This window comes from Bacteroides faecichinchillae JCM 17102, from assembly GCF_000614145.1.
In the GTDB taxonomy this organism is placed as follows: Bacteria; Bacteroidota; Bacteroidia; order Bacteroidales; family Bacteroidaceae; genus Bacteroides; species Bacteroides faecichinchillae.
Genome location: NZ_BAKK01000012.1, coordinates 111,739 through 124,658, shown reverse-complemented (window position 1 = coordinate 124,658; position 12,920 = coordinate 111,739). Strand labels below are relative to the sequence as shown.

General features: G+C 38.7%; 8 protein-coding genes, 1 tRNA gene and 2 pseudogenes. 2 read left to right on the top strand and 9 right to left on the bottom strand.

Going from position 1 to position 12,920, the window contains the following annotated elements; all coding sequences use genetic code 11:
* Positions 1–61: 61 nt before the first annotated feature.
* Positions 62–808, bottom strand: a complete 747-nt coding sequence (locus tag JCM17102_RS26835; RefSeq protein WP_506256221.1) for a TolC family protein — start codon at positions 806–808, stop codon at positions 62–64.
* Positions 733–4,388, bottom strand: a pseudogene (locus JCM17102_RS31440) (efflux RND transporter permease subunit). The gene JCM17102_RS26835 and the pseudogene JCM17102_RS31440 overlap by 76 nt, the downstream one beginning before the upstream one ends.
* Positions 4,389–5,085: 697 nt before the next feature.
* Between JCM17102_RS31440 and JCM17102_RS08545 the strand changes: the two are divergent.
* Positions 5,086–5,628 carry a glutathione peroxidase gene (locus JCM17102_RS08545; RefSeq protein ID WP_025074803.1) on the top strand — a complete coding sequence of 181 codons (543 nt, stop codon included), beginning with the start codon at positions 5,086–5,088 and terminating at the stop codon, positions 5,626–5,628.
* On the opposite strand, the pseudogene JCM17102_RS26830 reads toward JCM17102_RS08545, so the two are convergent.
* The 3 genes and pseudogenes from JCM17102_RS26830 to JCM17102_RS08530 all read right to left on the bottom strand — a co-directional run bounded on the left by JCM17102_RS26830 (position 5,606) and on the right by JCM17102_RS08530 (position 7,574).
* Positions 5,606–6,123: pseudogene (locus tag JCM17102_RS26830) on the bottom strand (NUDIX hydrolase). The gene JCM17102_RS08545 and the pseudogene JCM17102_RS26830 sit on opposite strands and share 23 nt — an antisense overlap.
* 11 nt (positions 6,124–6,134) lie before the next feature.
* On the bottom strand, positions 6,135–7,355 hold the full coding sequence (locus tag JCM17102_RS08535) for an S-adenosylmethionine:tRNA ribosyltransferase-isomerase (protein WP_025074802.1): 1,221 nt from the start codon (positions 7,353–7,355) through the stop codon (positions 6,135–6,137).
* Positions 7,356–7,499: 144 nt separating this feature from the next.
* Positions 7,500–7,574 (bottom strand) — tRNA-Pro (locus tag JCM17102_RS08530).
* Between the two features lie 496 nt (positions 7,575–8,070).
* Here JCM17102_RS08530 and JCM17102_RS08525 point away from each other — a divergent pair.
* Positions 8,071–8,982 (top strand): AraC family transcriptional regulator, encoded by a 912-nt coding sequence (locus JCM17102_RS08525; RefSeq protein ID WP_025074801.1) that lies wholly within the window; start codon positions 8,071–8,073, stop codon positions 8,980–8,982.
* A gap of 171 nt (positions 8,983–9,153) precedes the next feature.
* Here the strand turns inward: JCM17102_RS08525 and JCM17102_RS28925 are convergent, their stop codons facing one another.
* The 4 genes from JCM17102_RS28925 to JCM17102_RS31430 are packed head-to-tail and all read right to left on the bottom strand — an operon-like array spanning position 9,154 to position 12,830.
* Entirely contained in the window at positions 9,154–10,287 is a 1,134-nt protein-coding gene (locus JCM17102_RS28925) for a DUF4998 domain-containing protein (protein ID WP_025074800.1), read from the bottom strand.
* An 8-nt stretch (positions 10,288–10,295) separates the two neighbouring features.
* Entirely contained in the window at positions 10,296–11,516 is a 1,221-nt protein-coding gene (locus JCM17102_RS08515) for a DUF5000 domain-containing lipoprotein (protein ID WP_033886630.1), read from the bottom strand.
* A 43-nt stretch (positions 11,517–11,559) separates the two neighbouring features.
* Positions 11,560–12,468: a RagB/SusD family nutrient uptake outer membrane protein gene (locus tag JCM17102_RS31435; protein ID WP_275564343.1), complete on the bottom strand. Its 909-nt coding sequence runs from the start codon at positions 12,466–12,468 to the stop codon at positions 11,560–11,562.
* Positions 12,402–12,830 carry a hypothetical protein gene (locus JCM17102_RS31430; protein WP_051572844.1) on the bottom strand — a complete coding sequence of 143 codons (429 nt, stop codon included), beginning with the start codon at positions 12,828–12,830 and terminating at the stop codon, positions 12,402–12,404. The genes JCM17102_RS31435 and JCM17102_RS31430 overlap by 67 nt, the downstream gene beginning before the upstream one ends.
* Between the last annotated feature and the right edge of the window lie 90 nt (positions 12,831–12,920).

The window sequence follows — 12,920 nt, the reverse complement described above, 5'->3', positions numbered from 1 at the left end:
ATTTACATTTTGTTTCTAGTTTATTAGTGACAGACGTTATATCAAGTAATTAAATTCCTATTTATTTGAATAACTCGTATTCCAGAGCAGCGATGTTATACTGATAAACTGTCTCGATATAACCACGTCGGATATCTCTTGCGGTGGTAATGGACTGTATATATTCGGCTACGCCTGTTTCACTGTGCTGTAATTGCAAGTTGGTTGCTTTAATTAGTTCTTCTGCTTCTTTCAAAGCAGAAGAGGTATAAAAACGAAGGCTTTCATTATATTTTCTGAGATTAGCTTCTAATTCAGTAACTTTATTATTCAATTCCCGGAGATTTGATTCGGCTTGTAGTTGTGCGGAAGTAACAGCAAGTCTGGCTTGTCTCACCTTACTTTTCTGTGGGACGAAATAAACGGGAAACGATACTCCTACCATCCAAGCATTCAGATTCTTCAAAGGAAGAATATTTTGACGTGTATATCCCATACTGATTTCAGGAAAGAAACGACTGCGTTCAATATTCAGCATTGCTTTCGCCTCGTCTGCTTGACTTTTGAAGTACTGAGTATGTGCTTCGGACAAAGTGCCTGTCGAAAGTGATGTGTATAGTAAGGATAAAGTTGAATCGGCCGGGACGATGGGAGTGTCTGAATAACAACTCCAGCGGAAACGTGTCAAAGCCATTCTTTCTTCCTCTTGTGCCTGAAACATACGATTGTGCAGATCCGCTGCTAAAGTGGTCATCATATTCTTTTCGAGTAAGGTGATCTCACCCTGTTGGTAACGGAGTTCTCCGATATGCCGGAGTTTTTCAGCCAATTGGTCTTGATCACGATACATGGAACTAAGATTGGTGGCATATTGATAATAAGCCAGGCACGCTTGACTTCTGCGATAACTTCTTTCTCTACCATTTGGCGGTAGTAAGTGTTTGTCTTTATCTGGCGGTTAACCAAGGCATTCTTGTAGAAAGGAGTGAGCAGGGAACCCAGACTTTGTTCGAAAGCTACTTCCTTATCATTCTTGTTTTCTCCATTCAGTTGTCCCCACGAATAATTAAATGTAGTAGGAGTGGCTTCTACTATTTCACCACGAGTAGCCTTTACTTGTTGTATGGCATTGGTTGCCATTTTCAGACGAGGATGATTTTGTTTGGCTATCTCAATAGCCTGTTCCAAACTGACAGTTTGGGACTGTTGAGCAGTGACGCAAGGAGGAATTAGCAAAAATAATGGTAATAGTATGGTGAAAAATGGTAACCGGAATTTGCTTCCCGGACGTCTCCACGTTGCCCATGAATTGACAATCTTGTAGAATACCGGAATGATGAGCAGAGTTAATATCGTAGAGATAATCAGTCCGCCAATCACTACAGTTGCCAACGGACGTTGTACTTCTGAACCTGCCGAAGTTGCGATTGCCATTGGCACAAATCCTAACGAAGCAACTAATCCGGTCAGGAATACAGGGCGCAATAAATGAGGTGTTCCTAATGAAATAATACGATTGGTAGACATGGCATACTTATTTTGTTTACGAAGTTCATTGAAATGGCTCACCATTAGGATACCGTTCAGTACTGCTACACCGAAAAGTGCGATGAATCCTACTCCGGCGGAGATACTAAACGGAAGACCCCGTAGCCACAAAGCTAGTATACCACCGATAAGAGATAACGGTACTGTGGAGAATACCATCAATGTGTAAGTGATATTTTTGAATGCAAAGAATAAGATCAGTAAGATAAGCATCAATGCAACCGGAATTACTATCAGCAATGTATCAATTGCATTTTGTAGGTTCTCAAACTGTCCCCCATATTCAAAGTAATATCCCGGTTTCAGTTTAATATTTTTGTCCAGAGTCTTTTGGATGTTGGCCACTACCTGCTGAATATCCGCATTACGTACATTCACTCCGATAACAATGCGTCGTTTGGTAGCGTCACGATTGATTTGTAACGGACCATTGACCAAATCGATACTTGCTACTTCACTGACCGGAATTTGTATACCTTCCGAAGTGCGCACAAATAATTTGTCAAGGTTGAGGTCTGCTACCTTTTCTTGATCGAGACGGACGACCAGGTCAAACCTTCTTTCGTTTTCAAAGATTACTCCGCTGGTTTCTCCGGCGTAAGCGGTTCGGATAATCGTATTCAATTCTTCTATGTTGATGCCGTAACGGGCTATCTTTCCACGATTATATTTTACAACCAGTTGAGGCAATCCCATTGTTTGTTCCACAATAACGTCTGCGGCTCCGGGAACTTTTTCAACGAATGTAGCGGCCTCCTTAGCTCTTTCGTACAGTTCGTGTGTGTCTTCTCCATACAGTTTTACGGCAATGTCAGCTTTGGCTCCTGTCATCAATTCATTAAAACGTAATTGGATAGGCTGGCTGAAATTAAATTCTGCCCGGTCGGCCAGTGGCTCCAGTGCTTCTTTCATCTTTTCTACCATTTCGGCGCGACTTTCCGCGCTTGTCCACTCTTTGAAAGGTTTCATTACAATCATTACATCGGCATCTTCTACTGCCATTGGGTCGGTAGGAACTTCTGCCGTACCGATTTTGGCTACTACGTGTTTGATTTCGGGAAACTTATCCATCAATGTCTTTTCAGCCTGATTGGAGACTTCGATACTCTCTGAGAGTGAACTCCCGGCGGGAAGTGTCATTTGCATGGCGAAGTCTCCTTCATCGAGTGTTGGTATGAATTCAGCTCCCAGTCGTGTGAAAAGGAAGAGTGAAGCAATGAGGGCGGCAAAGGCAGCAGCCGTTGTCTGCCACTTGAAACGGAGGCAGAATTTTAATATTTGTTGATAAATTTTGTTTAGTTTCTCAAAGAAACGGTCGGCAAGTGTTGGTTTCATTACGATGGTGTGTTTAAGGAAAAGAGACGCATCATAGGGATGTAAGTCAATGAAAGTATTAATGCGCCAATAATGCAGAATACGAGCGTTTTTGCCATTGGAGTAAAGTATTTTCCTTCGATTCCGCCAAGCGTAAGAATAGGGAAGAATACGATTAAAATAATCACTACTGCAAAAGTAGCGGAACGGACAACACCGGAGGCTCCTTTTTCGACTTCCGCATCCATTTCTTTTTTTGATAAAGTCCGTCCGCGAAATTGTTTTCCGTAAATATGTGCAAGAATACCTTCTACAATAACAATCGAACCGTCTACCACAATACCAAAGTCAATAGCACCTAAACTCATCAAATTGGCTGTGACATTAAAGATTCGCATCATGATGAAGGCAAAAAGCATTGCTAGTGGAATAACGGAGGCCACAATCAACCCTGCTCGTACATTGCCGAGGAAGAGAATTAATACGAGGAATACGATAATAGCTCCCTCAATCAGGTTATTGATCACTGTTGAGATGTTGCGGTTTACTAGTTCCGAACGGTTCAGGTAAGGTTCGATACTGACTCCTTCAGGCAACAAATGTTGTATTTTCTCTACCCGCTGTTCCAGTTCACGAGTCACTACATTGGCATTAGCTCCCTTTAGCATCATGGCAATGCCGCCTACACATTCTCCTTCACCATCTTTGGTCATTGCACCAAAACGTTTGGGAGAGCCAAAACGAACAATTCCTACATCACTAATATGTACGGGAATTCCGTTACGGTTAGTTACTACAATCTGCTCAATATCTTTCGGACGGGTAATCATTCCTTCTGAACGGATGTAATAAGCATTTTTGACTTTCTCTATATAGCTGCCTCCTGTGTTTTGGTTGTTGCTGCTGAGGGCTTCGAATACTTCACCGATAGTAATGTTGAGTGAAAATAAGGCATCCGGATCTACCGCAACTTCATATTGTTTCAGGTAGCCACCGAAACTGTTTATTTCTACAATGCCCGGTATACCAGACAATTGCCGCTTCACCATCCAATCCTGAATCGTACGCAGTTCCATCGCGTCATATTTATCTTCATATCCCGGAGCGACTTTCAGTACGTATTGATAGATTTCCCCCAATCCGGTGGTGATGGGCATCATTTCAGGAGTCCCCAATTCTGTCGGGATTTCACCAGCTACCGTCTGTATCTGTTCGTTGATAAGTTGCCGGGCGTCGAGTGTGGGAACACTCTCTTTGAAGACCACTGTTACTACCGATAGCCCGAAACGACTGACTGAACGAATGTCTTCCACATTCATAATATTGCTCATCGCTATTTCGATAGGCATGGTGATAAGTTGCTCTACTTCCTGCGGTGCAAGGGTAGGAGATACTGTTACAATCTGTACCTGATTGTTCGTGATGTCCGGCACTGCATCAATCGGCAATGTCATCATGGCATAGATCCCTCCAATAAACAGGAAGAGTGTGGTGAGTCCCACAAATAGTTTCTTTTTAATAGAAAAACGTACAATAGCTTTAAACATGATTCTCTATGTGTTATTGTTTCATGATACAAAACTACGGACTAACTTCACTCGTACGTATTAGAAACAAGTGAAGCGGAAGTTTTACGGTGTGAAGTGACGGAATGATAGGTTGAAAACTCAATAACTATTAATAGAAAAGTTGCTTTCTATAGGGAATAAACTTTCTTTTATCTAATAGCAAACCTGTTTTTATCTAACAGATAACTATAAACGGAAGTTCTGTTTGTATAAACGCAACTTTTGTTTATATAAACGCAACTTGCATTTACATAAACAAAAGTTGCGTTTATAGTTTAATTCAAATAGAAAAGAATTTTTCTATTTGGTAAGGACAACTTTGCTTCCAATAGAGAATAACTTTTCTATTAATAGATGGGAAGCGAGCATATAATAGTTTGCATTGTTTCCGTTTAATAATTAAAGACTCAGCAGCATTATATTGCCTTCCTTAATTAAACAAATCTTTCTCTTCCTTCGTTTTATAAGTGCTTGTTCATAATTAGAATCTATTGTTTTTTGAAAAGAATCATCAGTCTGTCATCCAGAGCATGACGAAGGATTGTCTCTTTCAGTATACTTGTGAGAAGAGATTTTTTTTCCCTTCAGTCGTCTGAATGACAGAAATAGGATCTTGGTTAATAATAGCTAATTTATAGCTTGTGCTTAATAGAAAATAAACTAAATTATATTTGATATGAAAATATTCATTTTAATGATAATGACTATGATGCTCACTATTTCTTCAGAAGCTCAAAATAAATCGTTCTACGATTTTACAGTGATAACGATTGATGGGAAAGAATTTCCTCTTTCTTCACTGAAAGGAAAAAGAGTCTTGGTGGTAAATGTTGCTTCCAAATGTGGATTGACTCCGCAATACGCTGAATTGCAGAAGTTGTATGAGAAGTATAAAGATCAGGATTTTGTAATCATTGGTTTTCCGGCAAATAATTTCTTATGGCAGGAACCCGGAAGCAATGAAGAGATTGCTAAGTTCTGTTCTCTGAACTATAATGTTACTTTTCCGATGATGGCTAAGATATCGGTTAAAGGCAAAGATATGGCTCCACTTTACCAATGGTTGACGAAAAAAGAACTAAATAGTAAAGAAGATGCTCCTGTACAATGGAACTTCCAAAAGTTTATGATTGATGAGAACGGAAACTGGGTAGGTTTTGTTGCTCCCAAAGAGAGTCCGTTTTCGGAAAAGATTGTTACTTGGATAGAGAAGGAATAAGTGAAACCCTTTTCAGCTCTCCTTCAAAGTTGGGAGTGAAAATACCCTTTCCAAGGTTTTCTTTTATTTCTTCAATATTCCAGAAACGTCCTCCGTCCAACTCATCGCTGGGATGTATTTCCCCATCGTAAACCGTTTTATGAACAAAGACCAGTTCTTTTTCACGATCGGATTCGAAAACATAACTGGTAAGTGATTCAGGAATAAAGTCTGTGATGCCCAACTCTTCGCGGACTTCGCGTTTAAGAGCAATTTCCACGCTCTCACCTAAATCTATATGTCCGCCTACCGCTGTGTCCCATTTTCCGGGTTGGATATCTTTCCATTCGGGTCTCTTTTGAAGGTATAAATCTCCTTGAGATTGAACACATGAAGATGGACTACCGGATGTAATATTTTGCTTCCGTTATGGCATTCTCCACGTGTAGCAGCTCCAGTGATATTTCCCTGCTCATCAACGATAGGAAACATTTCTTGGTTATTATCATTTGGCATACTATTTCTTTCTAAGGAATTAATAGAGATGAATCACCATAACTCAGGAAACGGAAGTCATGGTTTAGGGCATAATCATAAATTGTCCGCCAGTCCCCTTTCACAAATGCGGAAACAAGTAACAATAATGTGCTCTGTGGCTGATGGAAGTTGGTAACTATTGCTTTTACTATTTTATAATTGTATCCCGGTGCGATGATAATCTGTGTACTGGAGTGCAACGCTTCCATTCCGTGACGGTCGAGATAACCTAATATCTTTTGTAAAGCAACTACCGCGGGGATTTCGTTATATTTCTCATAGGGTTGCCATTGTTTGACGTGCAGTTCTTCTTCCGTTGCATCCGGATTATCTGCAAGTGTAACTCCGATATGGTATAAACTTTCCAGAGTACGTACAGAAGTCGTTCCGACAGCAATAGCACAAGCGTTATGTTCTATTAGTTTCTTGATAGTATCACGATTGACGGAAATATATTCCGTATGCATTTCATGTCCTTCTATTTCTTCACTCTTTACTGGTTTAAATGTTCCTGCACCTACGTGAAGTGTCAATTCTTCAAGTTCTATTCCTTTCTCCTTAAGTGCATTCAATACATGGGGAGTAAAATGTAATCCTGCTGTTGGTGCGGCTACTGAACCTTTTATTTTAGAATAAACAGTTTGATAGGTTTCTTTATCACTTTCTTGTGTGTCTCGGTTTAAATAAGGAGGGATAGGTAGTTCGCCGAATACTTCGAGGATGTCTGCAAAAGTTACCTCCGGATTGTCCCATGAGAAATTTATCCAATGACTAGTTCCTTTACATTCTCCTCTTGTTGCAATTAAGGTGATAGGAAAGCCTTTCACTGTCATTTTACGTTTCAGTGCTCCGTCTTTCCATTTCTTTAAATTACCGATCATACATAGCCAGGCAACATGCTCTGTTTGCTGAAAGTTTAATACATAATCATTCGGCTCAATGGGTTCCAGGCAAAAGACCTCAATTAGTGCTCCAGTCTCTTTCCGAAAATGGAGTCGTGCTTGTATAACTTTGGTGTTATTAAAGATCATCAGACTCCCTTGTGGTAAAAAATCCGGTAAAGAAGTGAATGTGTTTTCACTTACTTCTCCATGACGATATACCAATAATTTGGATTGGTCACGAACGGGTAATGGAAATTTTGCAATGCGTTTATCCGGCAAAGGATAATTGTATTCACTGATACGAATGTGTTTCGGATTTTCTTTCATCTTTTTTGTTGCTAAAAAAGGTTGCATATCTCAAAAGAGTTTTCTCTTCTTCTGTAAAAGTAACTGCTCAACAAGAATGAGTGGGTACACTTATATAGCAAAAAATGAGTTAGACCAAAGGTCTAACTCATCAACTCTCAGCTGTCGGGGTGAGAAGATTCGAACTTCCGACCACACGCCCCCCAGACGCGTACTCTAACCGGGCTGAGCTACACCCCGAATTGCGGATGCAAAAGTACAGATTAATTTTTAATTAGCAAATAATTCTTTTGGTTTTTGTGGGTAGTCTAGATGATTTAATAGCTTTATCGTTTATTTATAATTTAGTATTACACTCACCAAATTGATTATTGTAATAGTGAAGAAATCTTTTTAGGGATGTAATATGGAAGGAAGAAAACCTTGAATTTTGTGGTATGTGAAATGCGGAAAAGTATATTGCATTTTTTATAAGAATAGCATGAAATTCTTCATTCATATAAATAAGAATTTGGATATAATTTGTTATATTTGCTGAGAAACTGATATTAATACAAGAATGAAATCTGACGGTGTTAATATGTTAATAATTCTTTTATTTTGAATAGGCTGAATTTATTTTATTATAAATGTAGAACTTCTATATATTGTTGGATTAATTATGAAATACAGCTTTACTTGGATCTATTAATCTGATAGTGATTTTCTGTTAGTTATTTTATATTGGTAATTTGATATGGATAAATGGAAAAACGATCAATCACGATATCTTGCAATAAATGCGACAGATGAGAACTGGGGGATGGTAGTTACGACTATTGGTTGCCAGTTTATTCTCCCTCAGGGAGAATATCCTTCTTCGCATCACCCGGAACAATATAACCTTAAACCACAAACCGGTCGTGTATTGAATGAATATCAGCTAGTTTATATTACTCAAGGTAGTGGCTATTTTTCTTCTCAGTCTTGCAAAAAGAGGAAGATTTATGGAGGAACAATGATATTATTGTTTCCAGGTGAGTGGCATAATTATTATCCTGACAAAGATACTGGTTGGGATGAATATTGGGTCGGTTTTCGTGGTTCTTATATGGATCAACAAGTAGAGAGAGGCTTTTTCTCGAAGAAAGAGCCTTTGCACCAGATTAGATTAAGTGCTACTGTTGTAGGGCTTTATGAAGATATATTAAAATTAGCTGTTCAAGAAAAGTCCGGATACCAGCAAATAATATCCGGTATTGTAATGCATATTTTAGGAACGGTTTATTATAAGGAGAAAAATAACTCATTTAGTAATGTAGATGTTATTGATAAAATCAATCAAGCCCGTATTATTATAAAGCAAACTTTGGAAGAATCATTAAATCCCGAAGATTTAGCTACTCAGCTTGGATTAGGATATTCGTGGTTTCGTAGAGTCTTTAAAGAATATACAGGTGTTTCTCCTGTGCAATATCAACTTCAACAGAAAATGATCCAAGCAAAAGAATATTTAAATGATCCCTCCTCAACAATTGCTTCAATAGCTTATCGGCTTGGATTTGAGACAGTAGGACAGTTCTCTACTTTTTTTCGGAAGAGAGAAGGCGTGTCACCTACTAAATTTAGAGAGATGATGAGGCTACCGGAAAATATAGAAAAGGAATAATAGGTTTAAATAGAAATACCACAGACTTCACTGAATTATAAATGAAACCCCTATTGAATATATTTATGTAAATGTCTAATAACGATGTGTCATCTGTGGTAAGATCTGAATATTTCTTTTTTGAAATAAAGATAAAAGATAGCAGTAAATAGCTGCTATCTTTTATTTTTTCTATTTGAAAAGAGTGATTTCAGCTAAATAAGTATAAGGCTGTCCTGAATAGTCGTTCTTCATATAGATTTGTACATATCTCATTGTGCATGGCTTTGTAAAACTGAATCTTTGAGTTGACCGGTTGTTTTTGAGAGTGAATTCTCCGCAACTGGTCCAATACGTTCCATCCATACTTCCCAATATTTCGAAATCTTTGAATGGATCTCCGCCATCTTGACGGGGAGTCAATTCGAAACTGGTTACTTCATTGGTTTCTTTCATATCAAAGCTGATCCAATGAGGAAATGGAGGACGTGGATTACAGGTATGGCAAGCATGCCAATAAGTTGTAATATCATCATCGATAATCTGATTTGCCCATCCATATTTACCACCTTGTTCTCCGGTTTCTTCCTGTGTATCGAAATCTGTTATTTCCCAGTTCTTTTTACTGATCTTTGTCATTGGTACTACATCTGTCTGCATCACAGTTTTGAATGTATCAATGCATAGCGTATCGGGGATATATAAGGTGTAGTGCGAAAATTTACTTCCCAACTTATAGTCTTTGATTGAAGAACTCTCTTGGTCAATAGCAATGTGAACAGTATCTACTTTATCTTGATTATTGGTGTAACTAATCACAGTATAGATCGGTCCTAATGTTTTATCTACAGGTAGAAATTTTACAGATAATCCTTCTTCTGATGAGATAGGGGTTCCGTCCAAAGGACGGTTCGTTAATCTGGATATAAAATTCTTACCATACGAATGACCGGTTTTGTAAACAGGGACAGAACGGTTATTAAACTGATCATATGTATATAGCTCGAAATTGTATAGATTTTCCGGAAGATTAATAATCTGTCTTAATGTATCTACTTTCTCAGTTCTTTCAACAGGCACATCTAATGAGTCCATTTTATTATTCCAGAAGATCAAGCAGCCACATACTTTAGGGTCGGAAATGAGTAATCCTTCAACCATGACTCTCTCTTCACCAGAGTATATTTTCACTGAGTCTACTCTTCCGGTGTACGAGATTTCTCCATCTCCGATGAATTTTTTGTAATCATCCATAGGTGTACAAGCAAGTATTCCTCCGAATAAGAAACTGGCAATTGCCAGATTTTTATATATTCTTTGTTTCATAGTTATTCTCAATTTTGTTTTCTATTATCACCATAAACTTGAATCTCTGTCAGGTCTAACCAAGTGGTTCCTTCCCAGTTTAAAATCTGTTTTAGTCTAATGTATTTGGTACGAGGTGCCAATGGATCGAGTTCTACATTAAATCCGGCTTCCGCATAACGTTTGTCTTCATCGCTCATTTGTCCGTAAGGTAAACCGGAAGGTTTAATAACTTCGTATTTGCTCAGTAAGTACCAACTGCTATCCCAGCTTCCATCTGGGTTTGGTTTTTGTGAACCCCAAACTTCAATGATGCGTGGTGTTCCTCGGAAATAATATGGCCATGGACCGCTTGCCATCCATTCCGGATATGTCCAGAATTTAAGGCGGCTTAATTGAGCAGTTTGCCCAATGTCAATCGTGCAAGATGATGGACTACCATCTTCTGGTTGCGCTGTCATATAGCGTTGTGCTGCTGTTGTGTTACCATCCCATAATTTTGCAATTCCTTCTGAACCACCGCGTTCGGGAGTGTCTCCTGGTAAGCGTCCGTCTCTATATTTACTCTTTTCCAAGTCTGTTTCAAAATATGGACTGATCTGTGCAAATATAGTATCGGTATAGTTCTGGAACTTATCACGAATAACGGCTCCCATCTCGTAGGTTAGTGTATCCAAACCACGCAGAGTTTGATTTATATCTACAGTTTTAGTATAAATGCCTTCCATATTAGCCCATTTGTCTAATGAGTCTTTATAGAAAACCTGAATGGCAAGATCGGCTTTTTCTTCATTCTCCGCAATTATTTTCACTCCCATAAAGTCTGCTCTTAATTCCATAGAACGTCGTACTGCCCAGATTGGACTTTCTTTGGGCTGTACTTGTATCGTGACAGGATCAGAAGCGACTTCACTTTTGTTGTATGAGTATATTTTCACTTCATGTTCTTCTGTGTCAAAGAAACCATCCAATGTCATTGAATTGGTGTAGTATGAAGCGCGGACTTCACGTTGCTTACCTGATTGTAGTGTATATACTGCCTTGACATACAGCAAATCTTTATCATCTGGCAATGTATAGCTGATATCAACACTTCCTGCTCCGGGTTTCATTTGTATATTCGTGACTTGTCTCGGAGGAGTTTGATTGTCACTGAAAGGTTTCATGTTGTTGTCTTCACTACATCCTGTAAGTCCCATATAGCAAGACAACAATAATGAGATAAATCTGATATATTTTATATGTCTCATAATAATTGATCTTTTTTGTTTATTTTCAATGCTTTATTGATAATTATTGCCATCCTGGATTTTGAACTAAGTCGGTATTGACTCTTAAATCTTTTTCTGGAATAGGCCATAAATAATCTCGGGGAGCTATAAATTCTTGCATATAGAGAGTACGTTTCTGATAATAAGCTCTTGGCTCCTTCTGACTGATGTCCCAACCCTCAATTGGTTGATTCAGTTCACTATTTGCTGTTTTCCAACGGCGGAGATCCCAGAAACGGTGTCCTTCGAATGCAAGTTCAATACATCTTTCACGCTGTATGATTTCACGCATACCATCCTTAGTTGTCGGTTTACTTGGATTCGTCGAATAATTTGTCCATGATTCGACAACTCCTTTCAAACCAGCACGTTTTCTAACTTCGTCTATATAATAATAAACATCATCATCTGGGACGTTTTTCCATTCGTTAAGCGCTTCTGCATACATTAAATATAGATCTGCCAAACGCATTTCAGGCCATGGATATACTTTACGTTGGCTAGATTGTGTGAAAGTTGATTCCCAATTAACTAACTTTTTTACGAAATATCCCGTTGCTGAATAACGTCCTTGGATTACTCCAGCTCCTAGTTCGCCTAGTCGGCATTTTACCCAATAGGGTTCTTTATCCGATTTGGAAGGAATATCGTACATTAACCATGCGGATCTATCAAATGCGAGATCTGCATAGAAACGAGGTTCACGGTCAAAATGCAAACGGGCAGTTTGTTCATTCGGTTGTATATTGATACTTTCATCTTGGGTGGCAGTCCTTAAAGTTTCATATTGAATATAATTCTGTGCTAAATATTTGTCTTCTGTGATAGGAACTCCATTTTTGGTATAGAACTTTTCTACCATTTTCAAAGGAGCAGCCATCTGTGCGAAATATGCATCGTATGAGTAATCATCCTTAGAGCTGCCATACAAATTTGTTGTATACGGTCAGCACGTGAGTTAGAGTTCCCCCAAACAATTTCTTTATTCCATGGTTCACAAATAGCATTGCGGATACTCATTTGAGTAAGTGATTCGTCTGTCATACCAATCTGAGAGGTGTTTTCGAAGTAAAATAATTTAGCTCCGTCTCCTTCGGCTGCATCGATTGCTGCTCTTATTGCTATTACTGCACGCTCCCATTTTGTTGCGTCATATTCTGTATTAACCAAAAGTTCCCCATCTTTATTTCTGAAATTGTCGTAGTCTGAATTTCCATTGAATAACGGACTGGCTGCCAATAAATATAACTTTGCTTTTGCCGCTAGAGCAATGGTCTTAGTGACACGTCCCAATTCTGTTGTTGGACGGGAAATGCTTGCAGGTAGCTTTTCGTATGCTTGATCCAGTAATTTGGCAATATAATCAACGCATTCATCAACAGG